This is a genomic window from Rhizobium subbaraonis (genome assembly GCF_900220975.1).
In the GTDB taxonomy this organism is placed as follows: Bacteria; Pseudomonadota; Alphaproteobacteria; order Rhizobiales; family Rhizobiaceae; genus Mycoplana; species Mycoplana subbaraonis.
Genome location: NZ_OBQD01000021.1, coordinates 45,059 through 63,271 on the forward strand (window position 1 = coordinate 45,059; position 18,213 = coordinate 63,271).

Genomic DNA, 18,213 nt, shown 5'->3' on the forward strand with positions numbered 1-18,213 from the left:
TTTCGGAAACGATCTCAGCCTTCACGGATCCCGGCTATTCCGCCGCTGCCTTTTCCAGGCTTGCCAGACGTGTCAGCCAGGCGCGCATCGAAGCCGGGCGGACGGGTTTGTTTTGCAGAACGATATCCCGGCTCTCCGAAAGCGCCCGCACTTCGGCCGACCGGTCCGCGGTGACGAGCAGGCCGGGCAGTTCCGCCCCGAAGGCCTTGCGAAGCCGGTCGATCGCGTCGATCCCAGTGCCCTCGCCGAGATGATAGTCGGCGATCACCGCATGTGGCGGGTCGACGGGCGTGGAAATCAGCGCCTCGACCGCTGGCAGTGAATCGGCCGTAACGACCTCGCAGCCCCAGCCCGAAAGCAGCACGCGCATGCCCTCCAGGATCGCCGGTTCGTTGTCGATGCAGAGAACCCGCAGGCCGCGCAGCGGTTCCGCTACCGGCACCGCCTCGTTCGGCGCAACCGCCTTTTTCCCGCTCGCTCCCGCCTCGACCGGTACCCGCACCTTGAAGCTGGTGCCGCGCCCAGGAACCGATTGCAGATCGACGGCGTGGCCGAGAACGCGCGAAATGCGGTCGACGATGGACAGGCCGAGACCGAGGCCCGGCGCATTCCTGGCGCCCTCGTCGAGCCGGGCGAACTCCTTGAACACGGTGCGGAACTTCGACGGCGGAATGCCAATGCCGGTGTCGAGCACCTGAATGAAGGCGCTACCTCCCTGTCGGCGCACGCCGACAAGCACCTTGCCGCTATTGGTGTACTTGATCGCGTTCGATACCAGGTTCTGTACCAGCCGCCGCAGGAGGTTCGGGTCGCTCCGCACGGCGAGCGACGTGGAAACGACCTTCAAGGAAAGGTCTTTTGCGCGTGCCATGGGTGCAAAATCGGTTTCGATCCGTTTGAACAGCTCGTCCAGCCGGACGGCCTGCATGCGCGGCTTCATGGCGCCGGTGTCAAGTCGGGAAATGTCGAGCACGGCACCCAGGATCGTCTCCACCGATTCCAGAGAGGAATCGATGTTGCGTACCAGCATGTGGTTGTCGGTGTCGCCCAGGCGTTCGACCAGCGAGGAGGAGTAGAGCCGCGCCGCGTTCAGTGGCTGCAGGATGTCGTGGCCGGCGGCGGCGAAGAAGCGCGTCTTGCCGAGATTGGCCTCTTCGGCCGCCGCGCGCGCCTCGGCCAGTTCCTTGTTGACCCGGGTGAGTTCCGCCGTTCGCTCGGCCACGCGCAATTCCAGCGTCTCGTTGGCAAGCTTGAGCGCCCGGTCGGCCTCGACGCGTTCGGTGATATCGGTGAAGGTGGCGACGAACCCGCGCGCCGGCATGGCATTGGAGAGGACTTCCACGATCCGGCGTCCGCCCGATAGCACGAGCTGGAACGGCTGGTCGAAATTCATAACGCCATCGAGGATCGCACGCCGTTCACTGGCGGCGATGTGGCCTTCCGCAACGAGGATGTCGATCATTTCACTAAGTGCGAAGCCGACCTGCCCGACCTGCTCCGGCAGGTCGAGAAGTTCGCGGAAGCGCCGGTTCCAGACTGTGAGGTTGCCCGAGCTGTCGAATACGGCGATGCCCTGGTCCATCTGGCCGAGCGCGGTCTGCAGCATGCCCTGGTTGTATTGCAGCGCCTCGCTGGCCTGGTCGAGCAGCCAGCTCGTATCCGCCGCCGTCTCGTCGATCCGCTGCAGCGTCAGGGACAGGACGAGGCGCGCGGACGAGGAACCGATCGCACTGCCGAGGACCTGTTCGGAGAAATGCACCAGCGCGATGTCCGCCGGCGCACTGTCTTCCAGCCAGCGGCCGAGTTGGCGTTCATAGGTGTGGAACGAGCGCTCCGTGCGCTCCTCGCCGAGATAGGTGGAGACGGCGTTTTTCAAGTCGCGCACCGTCACCTTCGTCTTGCTGCCGCGAAAGGCACGCTCGAGCTGTGGCCGGGTGCGGATGAAGATGTTGGCCTGCAGGCGCTCGATATTGGTGGTGCTGCGCGACAGAGAGCCGATGACGAAGGCTGAGACATTGACCATCAGCGAAAGGACGGAGGCAGCCACCAGCGGATCGGCCTGTTCGCCGGAAAGAATGGTCGCACCGGGTAGCAGGAAGCCGAGGACCGTCGATGCGATGCCGGAATTGTCGCTGACGCCGAGGCTTGGCAGAAACAGCAGATAGCCCCAGACGAGGAGACCGGACACCATCCCCGCAATCGCGCCCCGCGCGTTCGCCTGCCGCCACACCAGCCCCCCGAGCAGGGCGGGCGCAATCTGCGCAATGGCTGCGAACGCCAGAAGGCCGATGGAGGCAAGCCCTGCGCTCGAAGTCGAGAACCGGTAGTAGGCGTAGCCGAGCAGGAGTACGAAGAAGATCGCGAAGCGCCGGATCAGAAGCAGCGTGCGCGTCAGGTCTTCGTGCGGTTCGCCGCGCCCGATCAGGTTTCGCCGCAGTACCACCGGAATGACGATGTCGTTGGAGATCATGATGGACAACGCAACGCATTCGACGATGACCATGGCGGTTGCGGCGGAAAAGCCGCCAATGAAGGAGATGAGCGTCAACAGGGGCTGGCCCTGCGCGAGCGGCAGCGCCAAGACGTAGAGGTCGGAATCGCCGAGCCCTTGGAAAGCGATGAGGCCGCCGATGGCGACGGGCAGCACGAACAGGTTGATCGCCAGAAGGTATAGCGGGAACAGCAGCCCGGCCGTGCGCAGTTCGCCGTCGGTGCGGTTCTCCACCACCGTCACATGGAACTGCCGCGGCAGCATGACGATGGCAAACGCTGAAAGTACGACGAGAAGCAGCCAGCGCGCGATCGGGGTCTCGTGGGTAAGCGCCGCAGTCACGTGCTCGTTCTCGGCAGCGCGCAGCCAGAGGTCGCCGAGGCCGTCGAACATGAAGTAGACGACGTAGATGCCGACGGTGGCGAAGGCGAGCAGCTTGACGACCGACTCCATCGAGATCGCCAGGATCAGGCCGTCCTGATGTTCCGTCGCATCCGTATGGCGGGTGCCGAAGACCACCGCGAAACAGGCCAGGCAGAGCGACACGATGAGCGGCAGGTCGATGAAGGCATGGCTTTCGCCGAAGCCGTACTCGTAGAAATCGACCACGACCTTGACCGAACTCGAAACGGCCTTCAACTGAAGCGCGATATAGGGAACGGCGCCGATCAGCGCGATCAGCGCCACGATCGCCGCGACACCCGGGCTCTTGCCGTAGCGCGCACCGACAAAGTCGGCGATCGACGTCAGCCGCTCGGACTTGGCGAGGCTGACGATGCGTCGGATCAGCGGCAGGCCGAGCGTGAACATCAGGATCGGCCCGATATAGATCCCGAAGAACTCCAGCCCCTGCGCGCTTGCGAGCCCCACGCCGCCGAAATAGGTCCAGGAGGTGCAGTAGATGGCAAGGCTCATTGCATAGACCATCGGCCGCCCGCGGCTTGCGGCATCCGGGGTGCGCGACCGTCGGTCGCCGTAGGTGGCCACGGCGAAGAGCAGCAGCAGATATGCGAAGGCCGCGGCAAAAATGGTCCAGCCAGATAGCATGGGGTCTCCGGAACCGGCGGGCCTCCCCGCCCGCCTGCGCGGCACCATAGGCCATTCGAACCACGAAGAAAATCCGACGCGGCTCAGCCTTAAGTCCGAAAGCTCCGCACGATTGCATAAACTGCGGTTGATCGCGCCTGAGTGGTTCCATCCGGACAAAAACTCAACTAGTTTGAACCGCACGCAGCAACAGGAGAGGCGCATGCTCAACGAATTCAAGGCGTTCATCGCCCGAGGCAACGTCATGGACCTTGCCGTCGGTGTGATCATCGGTGCCGCTTTCAGCAGGATTGTCGACTCGATCGTCAACGATCTGGTGATGCCGGTCGTCGGCGCGCTGACGGGTGGCGGGTTCGATTTCTCGAACTACTTCCTGCCGCTTTCGTCGAACGTGACCGCCAGCACGCTTGCAGCCGCCCGTGAGCAGGGGGCCGTCTTCGCCTACGGCAACTTCATCACCGTCGCGCTCAACTTCGTCATCCTCGCCTGGATCATCTTCCTCATGGTCAAGGGCGTGAACCGCGTCCGCGCCAGCGTCGACAAGCAGAAGGCCGACGAGGCCGCGCCCCCGCCGGCGGATGTGGCGCTGCTGACGGAGATCCGCGACCTTTTGAAGAGCCGCCCCGCGGTCTGACCGGATACGGCCCCGGTGTGCCGCTCGCCGGGGCCTCCATTTCTCATCACCGAAATCGATCGGAGCGTCAGATAAACTGGCGTGAAACCGCTGCCATTTGTCGCTAGATATGGGCTGGTTTGGCGGCGTTCCCCGACGGAGACAAGATGGACATTCTCGGCAATGTGAGCCCCCGTGCGCTGCAGGCGCCCGAAAGCGGCATCGTAGAACTGGTCAACTATGCGCGCGGCCGCGATGGGCTCATCCCGTTGTGGGTCGGGGAGGGCGATCTTCCCACGCCCGCTTTCATCTCCGACGCCGCGATGGCAGCGCTGAAGGCCGGCGAAACTTTCTACACCTGGCAGCGCGGCATTCCCGAATTGCGCCAGGCCCTGTCGCGCTATTACGAACGCCAGTTCGGCCACAGCCTCTCCCAGGAACATTTCTATGTGGTCGGTTCCGGCATGCAGGCGATCCAGCTCGCGGTGCAGGCGCTATCCTCGCCCGGCGACGAGATTGTCTATCTGTCGCCGGCCTGGCCGAATTTCGCCGCCGCCGCATCGCTTGCGGGCGCTCATCCGCGCGCCGTACCGCTGCAGTTCGCCGACGGTCGCTGGCGGCTGGACCTTGAAAGGGTGGAAGCTGCGATCACCCCGCGCACCAGGGCGCTGTTCGTCAACACGCCTTCCAACCCCACCGGCTGGACCGCAGCCCATGACGATCTCCGGGCGATCATCGAGCTCGCGCGCCGGAAGGGTCTGTGGATCATCGCCGACGAAATCTATGCGCTTTATCACTATGCCGGCGGTCGGGCGCCGTCCTTCCTCGACGTGATGGAAGACGGCGACCGTGTCGTCTTCGTCAATTCCTTTTCCAAGAACTGGTCGATGACGGGCTGGCGCGTCGGCTGGATCGTCGCGCCGCCGCAGATGGGGCAGGTGATCGAAAATCTCGTCCAGTACTCGACGTCCGGCGTCGCGCAGTTCATGCAAAAAGGCGCGATTGCGGCGCTCGACGATGGCGACGACTTCGTGCGCGCCAATATCGACAAGGCGACCCGCGCCCGAGATCTGCTCTGCGACGCGCTGATTGCGACCAACAGGGTGGAGACGCTGAAGCCGGACGGTGCGATCTATGCCTTCCTGAAGATTGACGGGGTGCAGGATGCCCGCAGAGCCGCTCTCGACATCGTCGACAAGACCGGCGTCGGCCTCGCGCCCGGCACTGCGTTCGGCGAAGGTGGATCGCTGTTCATGCGCGCCTGCTTCCTGCGCGACAAGGGGCAGGTGGCGGAAGCGGCCGAGCGCCTGTCGCGCTACATCGCCGCCCTCTGATCGCCACATTTGCTTCTTTGCTTCGGGCACGCTTTTATGCGCCGGCTTTGAACAGATTCGGGGGACATCGGATGGCGGTACTGGTAACGGGCGGAGCGGGCTATATCGGCTCCCATATGGTCTGGGCGCTCTGCGATGCGGGCGAGGAGGTCGTGGTCATCGACCGGCTGTCGACCGGCTTTCGCTGGGCGATCGCGCCTGAAGCCCGCTTTTACGAAGGCGACATCGCCGATCGTGACCTGCTCCGGCAGATCTTCGCCGAGAACGCGATCGATGCGATCATCCACTTCGCTGGCTCCATCATCGTTCCGGAATCCGTCGCCGATCCGCTGAGCTATTACGAGAACAACACCGTCAAGTCGCGCGCGCTGATTGCGGCCGCAGTCGAGGCGAAGGTGCCGCATTTTGTCTTCTCCTCCACCGCTGCCGTCTACGGCACCCCGCAGACCGCCGACCCGGTCGTCGAGACCGAACCCCTGCGGCCCGAATCGCCCTACGGCTCCTCGAAGCTGATGACGGAGATCATGCTGCGCGACACGGCACTTGCGCATGACTTCGCCTATACGGCGCTGCGATATTTCAACGTCGCCGGCGCCGACCCGCGGGGCCGCACCGGCCAGTCGACAAAGGGTGCCACCCATCTGATCAAGGTTGCCTCCGAGGCGGCGCTTGGCAAGCGGGATGGCATGGACGTTTACGGCACGGACTATGCGACGCCGGACGGAACCTGCGTTCGCGACTACATTCACGTGTCCGACCTCGCCAACGCCCATCTCAAGGCGCTGGAGCGCATGCGTGCAGGCGGCGGTTCGATCGTCGCCAATTGCGGCTATGGCCGCGGCTTCTCGGTTTTCGAGGTATTGAATCGGGTCAAGGAGGTTTCCGGCGTCGATTTCCCGGTGCGTGTGGCCGGCCGCCGGCCTGGCGACGCGGTGTCGATCGTCGCCAACCCCGCGGTGGCCATGAAGGAATTGAACTGGCAGCCGCAATACGACGACCTGGCCTTCATCGTGCGCACGGCGCTCGACTGGGAAGAGCATCTCGCCCGCCGCAACCAGATGTGAGGGCTTGCTCTGCTCGTCGCTACTCGCCGAGCTTCTCGGCTTCGTGGGCGATCGAATGGCGGATGAGCCGGGCCCACAGGTCGTCATAGAAGTCTTCGTCCAGGCCATGCGCCTTGGCGTTCTCTCGGGCATTGGCGCGCACTTCGTCGACGCGTGCCGGAATGTCAGCCTTCAGTCCCAGGCCGACCTTGATCTCGGCGGCGCGGCCGATGAAGGTCCAGCGCTCGGCAAACAGCGCCATCAGCTCCTTGTCGATCCGGTCGATGTTTTCGCGGATATCCGCCATGGTTTGGCATTCCGCTGCTTTATCGGGCATTCCCGTCTCCGCTTCTCTGACCTGCATTGCATCCGCCGTCACGGACATCGCCGTGGCTGTAACAAAGCAGAAGCGGAGAGAAAAGGTCAAAGCCGCGCGGGCGGCGCTGTGCCACATCGGGACCGCGAAAAGACAGGGAGGGTGCGGTCCTGTTCCTGAACTTTCTGCGGTCCCGTATGCTGGCCAAGTGCAAGCTAGATGACGAAGCTTGAGTGAGGCTTAAATTAAAAAGCACTAAATAGTTGCGGCGACGGGTCTTGGCTTACCTTAGGTGAGGCGCCGCGGGGCCCTGACGAAGGGACCCGCGAACGGTCACGGGTTGCGCCATTTCTCTGCCGGTTCTGCAACGCCTTGCTCGTCCGTTGCTCACTTCCGGGGCATGGCATTGCGAAGGGCCCTGCCTTCGGATTCCGGACACCGCAATTCACTGTGCGGCTGATCGCAGGCGTGCCGTCCGATCGATCCCGTCACGGATCGATCGGACCGGACATCGCCAAGCCATCCGTCGTCAATCTGCACGAAATGCGGTAAGCCGAAGCTGCTCGGAATGGCGGCGGCGGTCGTGGCGGAAAGCGCCAGGACGGCGGCCGATAGCGCGAATTTTTTCATGTCGAGGTCCTCGGATATGACGGACAGTCCGTTCGATCCCTCACGCCCCTCTGGCGAATATAGGCCTCGCATTTCGTATTTTAAGTATCGCTAATATAAATGTCCAACGCTCTGGCCGGACGAGCGCGTCGTGCCGGACCTCGCGGCCTCAAGCACAAAGCCAGCCGTCGCTCTGAAAAGGTCTGATGTCGGGGTATCGGCATTCGCGCCGCAGGAGCACCACCCGCCTGACCGCCCGCCGCATGGGCGGTCATCTGGGGGCCTCATAAATGTTTGGGTCAGTCCTTGCGGACGCCTTCTTCTATCGGTTTGGCCGATGGATCGACGCAACGGCGAACCGTCTTGACGCCGAATTTGCAAATTGGCTCATCGACCGAACCGGTCACGGTGAGGTCGATCATGCTTTCGTTGGACGCAATGATCGGGTCACCGAACCGTGCGCGGTCGAAAGTCGTGGTGGCTGCAAATGCACTAAAGGCCGAAAAGGCCATGACAGCGATCGATACAACGAATGTCTTCATGTTGAGGTCCTCTGATTGCGGGGAACATCGGACATCCTCGTGCATGCAAGAAGATCATATGGGGCATCGTGGCCCCGTGTTAAGTGGCCGCCGCCGAAAAATCGTCACATTTTGTTTAAGTCGGTGCCGAGCCGTGGTGACAGCTGATTCGGTTCAGGCCGGCTTGAGATAGGTCTCGACCACTTCGGTCCAGAAAGCAGCCCCGATCGGCAGCAGGTCGTCGTTGAAATTGTAACCCGGATGGTGGAGCGGACGGTCCTTTTCGGATGCGCGCGCACCGAGGAAGAAGTAGCTGCCAGGGCGTTCCTTCAGCATATAGGCGAAATCTTCGCTGCCCATGAAGGGGCGTGGGAGGTCCGCCACCTTCTCCGGACCGGCAAATCGAATGGCGATATCCCGCAGAAGATCCGTCTCCGCGCTGTGATTGATGGTGGCGTCGTAGCTTCTGAGGTAGTCGACCGTGGCCGTCATCTCGTAGCTTTCCGCCTGGCGCTCGGCAATCAGGCGTATGCGCCGTTCCAGCTCGTCCCGCACGGCCGGATCGAAGGAGCGGATGCCGACGACGATCTCGGCCCGCTCCGGGATGATGTTGCTGGCCGAACCCGCGTGGAAGGAACCGACGGTGACGACGGTCGGATCCAGCGGGTGGATGTTGCGCGAAACGACGGTCTGCAATGCCATCACGATCGACGCCCCCGCCACGATCGGATCGGCCGTCTCCTGCGGCTCCGCGCCATGACCGCCGCGTCCGTTGAGCGTGATCCGCGCCTCGTCCACCGCGGCCATGATCGCGCCGTCGCGAAAGGCGAACTGGCCGAAGGGCAGCCCGGGCTCGTTATGCAGCGCAAAAACCGCGTCGCACGGGAAACGGTCGAACAGGCCCTCCTCGACCATGATCTTCGCGCCGCCGAAATTCTCCTCGGCCGGCTGGAAGATCAGGTGGACGGTGCCGTCGAAGTTCCGCCGCTCCGCGATGGCGCGGGCGGCGCCGAGAAGCATTGCCGTATGTCCGTCATGGCCGCAGGCGTGCATGAGGCCGGGCGTCTTGCTGGCATATGCAAGGCCCGTCTCTTCAAGGATGGGCAGGGCATCGATATCGGCGCGGATCCCGACGGAGCGGCGGCCCGTGCCGTGGGAAAGGGTTGCGACCAGCCCGGTCCTGGCAAGGCCGCGACTGACCTTGTAGCCGTAGGCCTCCAGATGCCGGGCGATCACGTCTGATGTGCGCACTTCCTCCAGCCCCAGTTCGGGATGGGCGTGCAGGTCTTGGCGGATGGCGACCAGTTCGGGAATGGCGTTGGTAAGGGAAGCGCGAACGTTCATGTCAGGCACCACGTGTGGGGATCTTGTTTTCGAGGGCGCGGAACGCCACGACGAGAATGGCGGTCAGGCAGAGATAGATGAGCGCCAGCAAAAGCAGCGGCTCGTAGGTCAGGTAGGTCATCTGACGGATCTTGGAGACGACGGCATAGACGTCGATCACGGTGATCGTCGCGACGAGCGGCGTCGCCTTGAGCTGCAGCACCGTCTCGCCGTTCAGCGTCGGCAGAGCCCGGTGGATGGCGCGGGGCAGCCAGATGCGGCGAAACACCTTCCAGCGGCTCATCCCATAGGCGCGGCCGGCTTCAAGCTCGCCCGCCGGCACGCCGGCAAAGGCGCCTCTCATCACCTCGCCCTCATAGGCGGCAAACGACATGGTCAGTGCGGCGACGCCATAGGGCCAGGCCTCGCGCAGATAGGGCCAGAGAAACGACTGGCGGATTGCCGGGAACTGCGGGAAGAGCGAGCCAAGGCCGTAGTAGAGCAGCCAGAGCTGCAGCAGCAGCGGTGTACCGCGGATGACCGTGCAGAAACCCCGCGCCAGCATTTTCAGCGGCCATGGGCCTGTCACCTGTACCAGCCCGAGCGGCACGGCGAAGAGGAAGCCGAGGATGCAGGTGCTGACCAGCATCAGGAGGGTGACCCCGACGCCCTGCGCCAGCCGCCAGCCGTATTCCGGCAACCAGTCCCAGCGCATGAACCAGGCGGCGCAGAAGACCAGCACGGCGGCGATCGCCATCAGGATGATGCGGTGAGGCTTGAGAAAGCCCTTGCGGTCGGGCAGCTCGGTCAGCGCCATCGCGCCTATGGTGTTGTCCTCGCTCGTCATGCCGGCGCCGCCATGCCGCGCCGCGCGCGCGCTTCGATCAGCCGGATGATGACGTTCGATACCAGCGTCAGCGCCAGGTAGAGCGCACCTGCGGCGCAGAAGAAGAGGAGATAGGCCTTGGTGCTGCCGGCGGCCTGCCGCGTCACCAGCGTCAGTTCGCTGAAGCCGACGACGGCGAGAAGGGCCGTATCCTTCGTCGAGATCAGCCAGAGATTGGAAAGACCGGGAATGGCATGCGGCAGCATGGCCGGCATGGTCACCCGACGCATGATCTGGCCAGACGACATGCCGAAGGCGCGCGCAGCCTCGATCTGCCCGGCCGGAACGGCCTTGATCGCCCCGCGCAGCACCTCTGTCGAATAGGCGCCCTGGACGATACCGATGACGAAGATGCCGGCGGCAAGGCCGCTGATGTCGACGGGGCCGTAGCCGATCGCCGCCATCAGCTGGTTCAGGAGGTCCGTGCCTGCATAGTAGAGCAGCAGGATCAGCACGAGTTCGGGCACCGCGCGCACAAGCGTCGTGTAGACCTCGAGCAGGTCCTTCAGCACGGGTCCGCCGTAGAGCTTGCCGAAGGCGCCGCCGGTGCCGAGGATCAGCCCGAGCGAATAGCCGCCGACCGCGATCTTGATCGAATTCATCAATCCGGCCAGCAGCACGCCGCCCCAGCCGGGAGGTTCGAGCGCCAGCAGGCTCCAGTTGATCAGGGAAGCAGGATCGGCAGCCATGGATGCTTCTTTTCTAAGATGAGGAAGGGCCGGCGGTATTGCCGCCAGCCCGGCTCAGCCTTAATCAGCCGCCGTAGATGTCGAAGTCGAAGTACTTCTTCGAGAACTCGTCATAGGTGCCGTTGGCGCGGATCGCCTTGATCGCCGCGTTGATCTTTTCCTTCAGTTCGGTCTCGCCCTGGCGCAATCCGACGCCGACGCCGGCGCCGAGAATGTCGGGATCGTCCTTCACGTTGCCCTTCAGTTCGCAGCAATCCTTGCCCTGGTCTGAATCCAGGAAGGCGCCAAGCGCGATGGCGTCTGCCTGCACCGCGTCGAGGCGGCCGGCGGCGAGGTCGTTGTTGGCCTCGTCCTGGGTCTGGTATTCCTTGATCGTCGCACCGGCCTCGCCGAAGTACTTGTTGGCATAGGCCTGGTGAATGGTCGCGACCTGCACGCCGATGGTCTTGCCGGCCAGCTTTTCAGGGGTGGCGTCGAAGTCCTCGTCCTTCGGCCCGATGATGCCGGTCGGGGTGTTGTAGTACTTGTCGGAGAAATCGATCGTCTTCAGTCGCTCGGCGGTGATCGACATCGAGCCGATGATCATGTCGATCTTCTTGGTGGTGAGCGCCGGAATGATGCCGTCCCAAGCGACCGGGGTGAGAACGCAGTCGAGCTTGGCTTCGGCACAGAGCGCCTTCATGAAGTCCACTTCCCAGCCTTCCCAGTTGCCCGATGCGTCGGGGGCTGCGAACGGCGGATAGGGCTCGGCGGCGAATCCTACCTTGAGTTGCTCCGCCATCGCGCCGGAAATGCCGGCAAGGCCGATGACGGCGGCAAGTGCGATCGTCTTCAATGCGGTCTTCATGCGATTTTCCCTCTGTTGGTTTTGGTATTCTTCAGTGGATGGAGCTGATGAACTTCTTCAAACGCTCCGATTTCGGGGCGCCGAATATCGCTTCCGGCGTCCCCTGTTCCTCGATCACGCCGTTGGCGAGAAAGACGATGTGGTTTGCGACGTTGCGGGCGAACTTCATCTCGTGAGTGACGAGGATCATCGTGCGCTTCTCCTTGGCGAGATCGCCGATGACCGCCAGCACCTCGCCGACGAGCTCGGGGTCGAGCGCGGACGTCGGTTCGTCGAAGAGCATGACGTGCGGCTGTACTGCGAGCGCGCGCGCGATCGCCGCGCGCTGCTGCTGACCGCCGGAGAGGAAAGCCGGGTAGGCATCGCGCTTTTCGTGGAGCCCGACGCGGCGGAGTAGCGCTTCCGCCCGTTCCACGGCCTCGGCCTTCGGGACCCCGAGCACATGTACGGGGGCCTCGATCACATTCTGCAGGATCGTCATGTGCTGCCAGAGATTGAAGTTCTGGAACACCATGCCGAGCCGGGAGCGGATGCGCTGCACCTGGCTTCGGTCCGACGGCATCAGCCCGCCGTGACCGTCCTTCTTCATGGCGATCGTCTCGCCATGGATCGTCACCGTCCCTGCGCTCGGCAGCTCAAGCATGTTGATGCAGCGGAGAAAGGTGGATTTGCCGGAACCGGAACCGCCGATGATGGCGATGACGTCGCCTTCATGTGCAGTAAGGGAAACCCCTTTTAGGACCTCCAGCGGCCCGAAGCGCTTGTGCAGATTGTCGACTGCGATAGCCTCGGCGCGAACCGTCATCGGATGGGCATCTCCGACGCACGGCAGACATATTTGTGGCACATGCCATGTTCCCCTGTTCTTTTTGCGCAGCCGGCTTTGCGCCGGTCTGCGTTTGCGCGTCCATCTTCGTGTCCGTCGCATCCTTCCATTGACACCATCGTTGCACTTGTGGCGTAGTTGTTCAAGCGTATAATAACATCGCCGCCGGCTTTTTGCCCGGTCCCGCCGGAAAACTGTTTCGAAACAAAGGAGTATGAAATGTCCGCTTTCGGTTCCCAGGAGATGTCGGCGCCGCTGCTGCGTGTCATGATGCGTCGGCCGGGACCGAGCCTGGCGGCGGCGGACCCTGCAAAGTGGCACTACGGGCCGACCTTCGACGGCCAGAAAGCCGTGCGCCAGTATGCCGAATTCGCGCGGCTGGTGGAGCGCTCGGGAACCGAGATCATCTGGCTGGAGGACAATGGCGACGGGCTGGCGGACGCGATGTTCACGCACGATCCCTCGCTGATGTCCGACCACGGCGCCATCCTGCTGCGCATGGGCAAGCCGTTGCGTGTGGACGAGACCGAATTGCACGAGAAGGCCTATGCCGAGCGCCAGATCCCGATTCTCGGGCGGATCGAGGCCCCGGGTACCGTCGAGGGCGGCGACTGCATCTGGCTGGACGCAAAGACGCTGGTTGTCGGCCGCGGCGTGCGCACCAACCAGGAGGGCATCGATCAACTGACGCGGATGCTTGCCCCTCACGGGATCGCCGTGCTCGCCTACGATCTGCCGCTCTGGCAGGGCGAAGAGGCCTGCCTCCACCTGATGAGCGTGATGAGCCCGCTGGCGGGTGACCTCGCGCTCGTGTACGCACCGCTTCTGCCCGCCGCGTTCTACCAACTGTTGAAGAAGCGCGGCATTCGCCTGATCGAGGCGCCAGCTGACGAGTTCCATTCCAGCAACGGCCTGTCGCTGAACGTGCTGCCGACGCGGCCGAACGAAGTGATCATGGTCGCCGGCTTCCCGAAGACCAAGGCGGCGATGGAAGAGGCCGGCTGCGTGGTGGAGACCTTCGAGGCAGATGCGCTCTGCATCGCCTGCGAAGGCGGCCCGACCTGCCTGACCCGCCCGGTCCTGCGGCGCGCGGCATGAGCCGGCGCACCTTCCACCGTGCGCCTGAAGGCGAGCGCCGCCATGACCTGATCGAGGCGACGCTGGACTGCATTGCCGAGAGCGGGCTGCAGGGTGCGACGGTGCGCCAGATCGCCATCAAGGCAGGGGTCACCGCCGGGCTCATCCGGCATTATTTCGCCTCCAAGGAACACATCCTGCAGGAAGCCTACCGGGTCGTGATCGGGCGGCTGACGGAAAAGGCGGAGCGGGTGACGGGCGATCCGGAGGAGCGGCTGCGCTCGTTCATCGTCATAAACCTCACCGAGCCGGTGGCAAACAGCCGAAGTCTCTCGCTCTGGGCATCGTTCATCAGCCGCGTCAGCGTCGATCCGCAGCTCGCAGCAATTCACCGCGAGGGCTATCTCGGGTTCCGCAACGCGCTGGAAAGCCTGCTGGCGGATTTCCTGGAGTCCAAGGGGCAGGAGGCTGATCCCGCGCGCTGCCGCGCCCTGGCGATCGCCATCAACGGCCTGCTCGACGGCCTGTGGCTGGAAGGATGCCTCGCCGGGGAGCTGTTCGAGGAACGCGAGCTGGTTTCCATCGCTCTGACTTCGATCGAGGCGCTGATCGGCCTGCCGATCGGGGCTCCGGCGACAACGCAATAGGATTGGGAGAATGGCGATGCGCTACGCATCCATCACGGAAAGGCTTGCAAGCCTCGGTTCCGAAAAGTGGGCGATCCACATCGAGGCGCGTCGCCGCAAGGAGAAGGGCGAGCCCATTATCGAGCTGACCATCGGCGAGCCCGACCTGCCGCCGGACGATGCCCTGCTCGCCGAAGCCACGCGCGCCATGCATGCCGGCCGCTACCGCTACTCCAACGGCCGCGGCGAACCGCCGGTGGTGAAGGCGCTGGTCGAGAAATATTCCAAGCGCCGCGCGGATATCACGAGCGACAACGTCCTGTGCTTCCCCGGAACGCAGACGGCGCTCTTCGCCGTCATGCTCGGGCTTGTGGAAAAAGGCGATGCCGTCCTGGTGGGCGACCCGCTCTACGCGACCTATGAAGGCGTCATCCGGGCCACCGGCGCCGATCAGGTCACCGTGCCGTTGCGCGCGGAAAACGGCTTTCACATGCAGCCGGACGACCTTGAGCGGGCGGTGACGCCGCAATGCCGCGTGCTGCTGCTCAACACCCCGCACAATCCCACCGGCGCCGTGCTGACGGCAGGCGAGATCGCCGCGATCGGCGAAGTGTGCCGCAGGCACGATCTCTGGATCGTCTGCGACGAGGTCTACGAGGAGCTGGTCTTTTCAGGCTCCTTCGCCTCGCCATTCGACGATCCGGAGCTGGCGGAGCGGACAATCGTCTGCTCGTCCATCTCGAAGTCGCATGCCGCCCCGGGGTTCAGAAGCGGCTGGGCGGTCGGCCCGGCAGACTTTGCCAACCGCCTCCTTTCCGTCTCCGAGACGATGCTTTTCGGCGTGCAGCCTTTCATCGCGGACATGACGGCATACGCCCTGACCAACCCGATCGATACCTCTGCGAAGATGCGCACAGCCTACAAGCGCCGTGCCGACCGCATCGTCACAGCCCTGGGCGAGGCTCCGGGTCTGACGCCGCTGTCGCCGGAAGCCGGCATGTTCATCGTCGTCGATGTCGCCGGAACGGGCATGGACGGCGAGGCGTTCGCCTGGGCGCTGCTCGACGAGGAACAGGTCGCCGTGATGCCGGGATCGTCGTTCGGCGAGGGGGCTGGCGACTTCATCCGCATCAGCCTGACCGTTCCGGACGAAAGGATCGACGAGGCCTGCCGGCGGATTTCCGCGCTGGCCGCCCGCTCGGGTTTCAGGAAGGAAAAGCGCGCATGACGAGGATTAAGACGGTCGGGGAGGCGATGGTGGACCTCCTTGAGGCCAATGGCGTCGAGGTGGTCTTCGGCATTCCCGGCGTTCACACCGTCGAGCTCTATCGCGGCCTTGCCGGCTCGAAGATCCGTCACATCACGCCGCGCCACGAGCAGGGTGCCGGCTTCATGGCGGATGGCTATGCACGCGTGACCGGCAAGCCCGGCGTAGCACTGGTGATCACCGGGCCTGGCCTGACCAATACGATCACGGCCATGGCGCAGGCGCGCCAGGATTCCGTGCCGATGCTGGTCATTTCCGGTGTCAACCGCAGGAACTCCCTCGGGCACGGACGTGGTCTTCTGCACGAGCTGCCGGACCAGGCGGCGATGATGAAGAGCTTTGCGCTCTATTCGCACACGCTGGTCGAACCCGCCGATCTTCCATCCGTCATCGCGCGCGCCTTCTCGATCATGGGCTCGGCACGCCCCGGGCCGGTGCATATCGAGATCCCGACGGACGTCATGCCGCTTCCGGCCGGCGACGTGCCGCTCAAGCCGACGCGTCCGGCGCGCCCGAGCGCCGACAGGGGGACGCTCGAGGCGGTTGCATCGCTGTGCGATCGCGCAAAGCGCATCGTGCTGATGTGCGGCGGCGGCGCAGCCTCCGCCGACCCGTCGGTCACGGCGCTGGCGGAAAGGCTCGACGCGCCCGTCGTGCTGACCACCAATGCCCGCGGCATGCTCGCAAACCATCCTTTGCGCGTTCCGGCAAGCCCGAGCCTCAAGGCAACGCGTGCGCTGATTGCCGATGCCGACCTCGTCATCGGCCTTGGTACGGAGATGGGCCAGACCGACTACGACATGTACGTCGACGGCGCGTTCCCGGCGCTGCCGTCCTTCGTGCGGGTCGATATCGATGCCCTGCAGCTCTCCCGCGAGCCCCACGCCGAACTGCCCGTGCTTTCCACCGTCGAAGCCGCAGTCGATGGCCTGCTCCCCTTGGTCGCCGCCCGCAGCAGCGGCGGTGCCGAGCGGGCGCGATTAACGCGTGACGCCGCCTGGGAGGAACAGACGCCGAAGATCCGCACCGAGATCGGCGTCATCGGCATGATCTACAAGGCCTTGCCGGATGCGATCGTGGTGGGTGATTCCACGCAAGCCGTCTATGCCGGCAATCTCTACCTCGACGTGGACCGCCCCCAGACCTGGTTCAATGCTGCGACGGGCTTCGGCGCTCTCGGCTATGGTCCACCGGCCGCGATCGGTGCGGCGATTGGCGCCCCCGGTCGCCCGGTCGTCTGTCTCACCGGCGACGGTGGCTTCCAGTTTTCGCTGGCCGAGGTCGGGTCGGCCGTGGATGCGGGCGCAAAGGTGATCTTCCTCGTCTGGAACAATGACGGCTACCAGGAGATCGAGAACTACATGGTCGAATCGGGGATCGAGCCCGAGGGCGTGAAGCCGTCGGCGCCGGACTTTCTCGATATTGCGAGGGCCTACGGTGTCCCGGGGACGCGCCTTGCCGATGTGGCCGATCTCGGGGCGGCGCTGAAGGCCGCCGGCGCCCGCAACGGCCCCAGCCTGATCGAGATCCATCAGACACGGACGAGGGGAGCTACCGCCTGAGGAGCGAGCACAGGACTGTTCTGGGTTTTGTGATAACGACATACGCAAAATGAACGGCGGCAAGCGTCGGGCGCTGGTCTGAAAGCTCGAAAAGCGACGTCGGGCTTCCAGTGCACCCGAGGGCAGTTGCCGCCCCGCCCGGCCGCGCTATAGTCAGGCCGGAGCCGCTCCAGTGGCCGTCGTTGTCGGGAATGCAGATGAGGTCGCAATGGGCAGGAACGGATCGGGCGCTGCAGGGGGCAAGATGCTGACCTGTGCCGTGTGCGGCAAGGCATTTCCCGCCGGGCATCTGTATCACGCTTCGGCGATCCGTCCGGGAATTTACGGGCTGATTGCCAGGGACGTTGCGGACTGGACACCGGAAAGCCGCATCTGCACGACCGACCTGTCGCAATATCGCCGTCGCTACGTTGCCGACATGCTTGAGGAGGAGCGGGGAGAACTTTCCAATCTGGACAGACAGGTGCTGGAAAGCTTCGAACGCGGCGTTTCCTCGGTGCAGGTCAGCGCTGATAGCGCCCTTCGCAAGGATCAGGAGGCGAGCTTCGGCCAGCGCGCCGCCGACAATGTGGCGGCTTTCGGCGGGTCTTGGAGCTTCATCATCTCCTTTTGCTGTGTGCTGATCGCATGGATGGCCTACAACGTGGTCGGCCTCCTTGGCGGCGGCTTTGATCCCTATCCCTTCATCCTGCTCAATCTGGTGCTTTCGTGCGTCGCGGCCTTGCAGGCTCCGGTGATCATGATGAGCCAGAAGCGGCAGGAGGAAAAGGACCGGTTGCGGGCCGAGAACGACTACATGGTCAACCTGCGCGCCGAACTCGAAATCCGGCAGTTGCACGATATGATCGACCATCAGATGGCCCACCAGTGGGAGCGTCTGGCGGAGCTCCAGCAGATTCAGATCGACCTTCTCGAAGGCCGCCAGCCTCCAGCGAAACAGAGCTGAACTCTCGGCCAAAGCTCGAGCCGGGCCTCGGGCATTTTACCGTTTTGCTGTTGTCGGGGGGGCAAAAAAAGGCCGGCGGGGCATGCCCGCCGGAATTGGCTCGGTCTCCAATCCGAGCAGGTGCAGTGACAAGCACCTGTCATAAAGACGGCTGGACCGGCATATTTGTTCCGCAGGTGACTGACAGGAT

At 64.0% G+C, this 18,213-nt stretch carries 16 protein-coding genes; 8 read left to right on the forward strand and 8 right to left on the reverse strand.

All coding sequences use genetic code 11. From position 1 onward, the window contains the following. Positions 1 to 34: 34 nt before the first annotated feature. Entirely contained in the window at positions 35 to 3,538 is a 3,504-nt protein-coding gene (locus CRO48_RS25315) for a hybrid sensor histidine kinase/response regulator (protein WP_097142551.1), read from the reverse strand. Between the two features lie 202 nt (positions 3,539 to 3,740). On the opposite strand from CRO48_RS25315, the gene mscL reads away from it, so the two are divergent. The 3 genes from mscL (at position 3,741) to galE (ending at position 6,549) form a co-directional block, all read left to right on the forward strand. Beyond that, a complete protein-coding gene (gene mscL, locus CRO48_RS25320) occupies positions 3,741 to 4,172 on the forward strand; it encodes a large conductance mechanosensitive channel protein MscL (protein ID WP_097142552.1) in 432 nt (143 codons plus the stop codon). Positions 4,173 to 4,318: 146 nt separating this feature from the next. Next, a complete protein-coding gene (locus tag CRO48_RS25325; RefSeq protein WP_097142553.1) occupies positions 4,319 to 5,485 on the forward strand; it encodes a pyridoxal phosphate-dependent aminotransferase in 1,167 nt (388 codons plus the stop codon). Between the two features lie 71 nt (positions 5,486 to 5,556). Continuing rightward, positions 5,557 to 6,549 (forward strand): UDP-glucose 4-epimerase GalE, encoded by a 993-nt coding sequence (gene galE / locus CRO48_RS25330; protein WP_097142554.1) that lies wholly within the window; start codon positions 5,557 to 5,559, stop codon positions 6,547 to 6,549. 19 nt (positions 6,550 to 6,568) lie between these two features. On the opposite strand, the gene CRO48_RS25335 is transcribed toward galE, so the two are convergent. The 7 genes from CRO48_RS25335 to CRO48_RS25370 form a co-directional block, all read right to left on the reverse strand. Continuing rightward, positions 6,569 to 6,865 (reverse strand): chorismate mutase family protein, encoded by a 297-nt coding sequence (locus CRO48_RS25335; protein ID WP_097142593.1) that lies wholly within the window; start codon positions 6,863 to 6,865, stop codon positions 6,569 to 6,571. Between the two features lie 887 nt (positions 6,866 to 7,752). Then, on the reverse strand, positions 7,753 to 8,040 hold the full coding sequence (locus CRO48_RS25345) for a hypothetical protein (protein ID WP_141402123.1): 288 nt from the start codon (positions 8,038 to 8,040) through the stop codon (positions 7,753 to 7,755). A 108-nt stretch (positions 8,041 to 8,148) separates the two neighbouring features. Continuing rightward, complete coding sequence (locus CRO48_RS25350; protein ID WP_097142557.1) at positions 8,149 to 9,318, reverse strand: M20 aminoacylase family protein; 1,170 nt, start codon at positions 9,316 to 9,318, stop codon at positions 8,149 to 8,151. A 1-nt stretch (position 9,319) separates the two neighbouring features. After that, positions 9,320 to 10,144 (reverse strand): ABC transporter permease, encoded by an 825-nt coding sequence (locus CRO48_RS25355; RefSeq protein WP_097142558.1) that lies wholly within the window; start codon positions 10,142 to 10,144, stop codon positions 9,320 to 9,322. Further along, entirely contained in the window at positions 10,141 to 10,872 is a 732-nt protein-coding gene (locus CRO48_RS25360; RefSeq protein WP_097142559.1) for an ABC transporter permease, read from the reverse strand. Before CRO48_RS25360 ends, CRO48_RS25355 begins: the two co-directional genes overlap by 4 nt. 64 nt (positions 10,873 to 10,936) lie before the next feature. Next, a complete protein-coding gene (locus tag CRO48_RS25365) occupies positions 10,937 to 11,719 on the reverse strand; it encodes a transporter substrate-binding domain-containing protein (protein ID WP_097142560.1) in 783 nt (260 codons plus the stop codon). Between the two features lie 31 nt (positions 11,720 to 11,750). Beyond that, positions 11,751 to 12,524 (reverse strand): ABC transporter ATP-binding protein, encoded by a 774-nt coding sequence (locus CRO48_RS25370; protein ID WP_097142561.1) that lies wholly within the window; start codon positions 12,522 to 12,524, stop codon positions 11,751 to 11,753. Positions 12,525 to 12,764: 240 nt separating this feature from the next. Here CRO48_RS25370 and CRO48_RS25375 point away from each other — a divergent pair, with 240 nt between their 5' ends. The 5 genes from CRO48_RS25375 (at position 12,765) to CRO48_RS25395 (ending at position 18,023) form a co-directional block, all read left to right on the forward strand. Further along, complete coding sequence (locus CRO48_RS25375) at positions 12,765 to 13,643, forward strand: dimethylarginine dimethylaminohydrolase family protein (protein WP_097142562.1); 879 nt, start codon at positions 12,765 to 12,767, stop codon at positions 13,641 to 13,643. Further along, positions 13,640 to 14,269 carry a TetR family transcriptional regulator C-terminal domain-containing protein gene (locus tag CRO48_RS25380; RefSeq protein ID WP_097142563.1) on the forward strand — a complete coding sequence of 210 codons (630 nt, stop codon included), beginning with the start codon at positions 13,640 to 13,642 and terminating at the stop codon, positions 14,267 to 14,269. The genes CRO48_RS25375 and CRO48_RS25380 overlap by 4 nt, the downstream gene beginning before the upstream one ends. Positions 14,270 to 14,285: 16 nt before the next feature. Then, positions 14,286 to 15,476: a pyridoxal phosphate-dependent aminotransferase gene (locus CRO48_RS25385; protein WP_097142564.1), complete on the forward strand. Its 1,191-nt coding sequence runs from the start codon at positions 14,286 to 14,288 to the stop codon at positions 15,474 to 15,476. After that, positions 15,473 to 17,077 carry a 5-guanidino-2-oxopentanoate decarboxylase gene (locus CRO48_RS25390; RefSeq protein WP_097142565.1) on the forward strand — a complete coding sequence of 535 codons (1,605 nt, stop codon included), beginning with the start codon at positions 15,473 to 15,475 and terminating at the stop codon, positions 17,075 to 17,077. The genes CRO48_RS25385 and CRO48_RS25390 overlap by 4 nt, the downstream gene beginning before the upstream one ends. Before the next feature lie 208 nt (positions 17,078 to 17,285). Beyond that, positions 17,286 to 18,023 (forward strand): DUF1003 domain-containing protein, encoded by a 738-nt coding sequence (locus CRO48_RS25395; RefSeq protein ID WP_097142566.1) that lies wholly within the window; start codon positions 17,286 to 17,288, stop codon positions 18,021 to 18,023. The last annotated feature ends 190 nt before the right edge of the window (positions 18,024 to 18,213 follow it).

Coding starts and splice junctions, on each gene's coding strand:
- CRO48_RS25375 (WP_097142562.1), top strand. CDS start 12,765: ATGTCCGCTTTCGGTTCCCAGGAGATGTCGGCGCCGCTGCTGCGTGTC.
- CRO48_RS25370 (WP_097142561.1), bottom strand. CDS start 12,524: ATGACGGTTCGCGCCGAGGCTATCGCAGTCGACAATCTGCACAAGCGC.
- CRO48_RS25380 (WP_097142563.1), top strand. CDS start 13,640: ATGAGCCGGCGCACCTTCCACCGTGCGCCTGAAGGCGAGCGCCGCCAT.
- CRO48_RS25385 (WP_097142564.1), top strand. CDS start 14,286: ATGCGCTACGCATCCATCACGGAAAGGCTTGCAAGCCTCGGTTCCGAA.
- galE (WP_097142554.1), top strand. CDS start 5,557: ATGGCGGTACTGGTAACGGGCGGAGCGGGCTATATCGGCTCCCATATG.
- CRO48_RS25365 (WP_097142560.1), bottom strand. CDS start 11,719: ATGAAGACCGCATTGAAGACGATCGCACTTGCCGCCGTCATCGGCCTT.
- CRO48_RS25390 (WP_097142565.1), top strand. CDS start 15,473: ATGACGAGGATTAAGACGGTCGGGGAGGCGATGGTGGACCTCCTTGAG.
- CRO48_RS25360 (WP_097142559.1), bottom strand. CDS start 10,872: ATGGCTGCCGATCCTGCTTCCCTGATCAACTGGAGCCTGCTGGCGCTC.
- CRO48_RS25350 (WP_097142557.1), bottom strand. CDS start 9,318: ATGAACGTTCGCGCTTCCCTTACCAACGCCATTCCCGAACTGGTCGCC.
- CRO48_RS25345 (WP_141402123.1), bottom strand. CDS start 8,040: ATGCACGAGGATGTCCGATGTTCCCCGCAATCAGAGGACCTCAACATG.
- CRO48_RS25315 (WP_097142551.1), bottom strand. CDS start 3,538: ATGCTATCTGGCTGGACCATTTTTGCCGCGGCCTTCGCATATCTGCTG.
- mscL (WP_097142552.1), top strand. CDS start 3,741: ATGCTCAACGAATTCAAGGCGTTCATCGCCCGAGGCAACGTCATGGAC.
- CRO48_RS25395 (WP_097142566.1), top strand. CDS start 17,286: ATGGGCAGGAACGGATCGGGCGCTGCAGGGGGCAAGATGCTGACCTGT.
- CRO48_RS25325 (WP_097142553.1), top strand. CDS start 4,319: ATGGACATTCTCGGCAATGTGAGCCCCCGTGCGCTGCAGGCGCCCGAA.
- CRO48_RS25335 (WP_097142593.1), bottom strand. CDS start 6,865: ATGCCCGATAAAGCAGCGGAATGCCAAACCATGGCGGATATCCGCGAA.
- CRO48_RS25355 (WP_097142558.1), bottom strand. CDS start 10,144: ATGACGAGCGAGGACAACACCATAGGCGCGATGGCGCTGACCGAGCTG.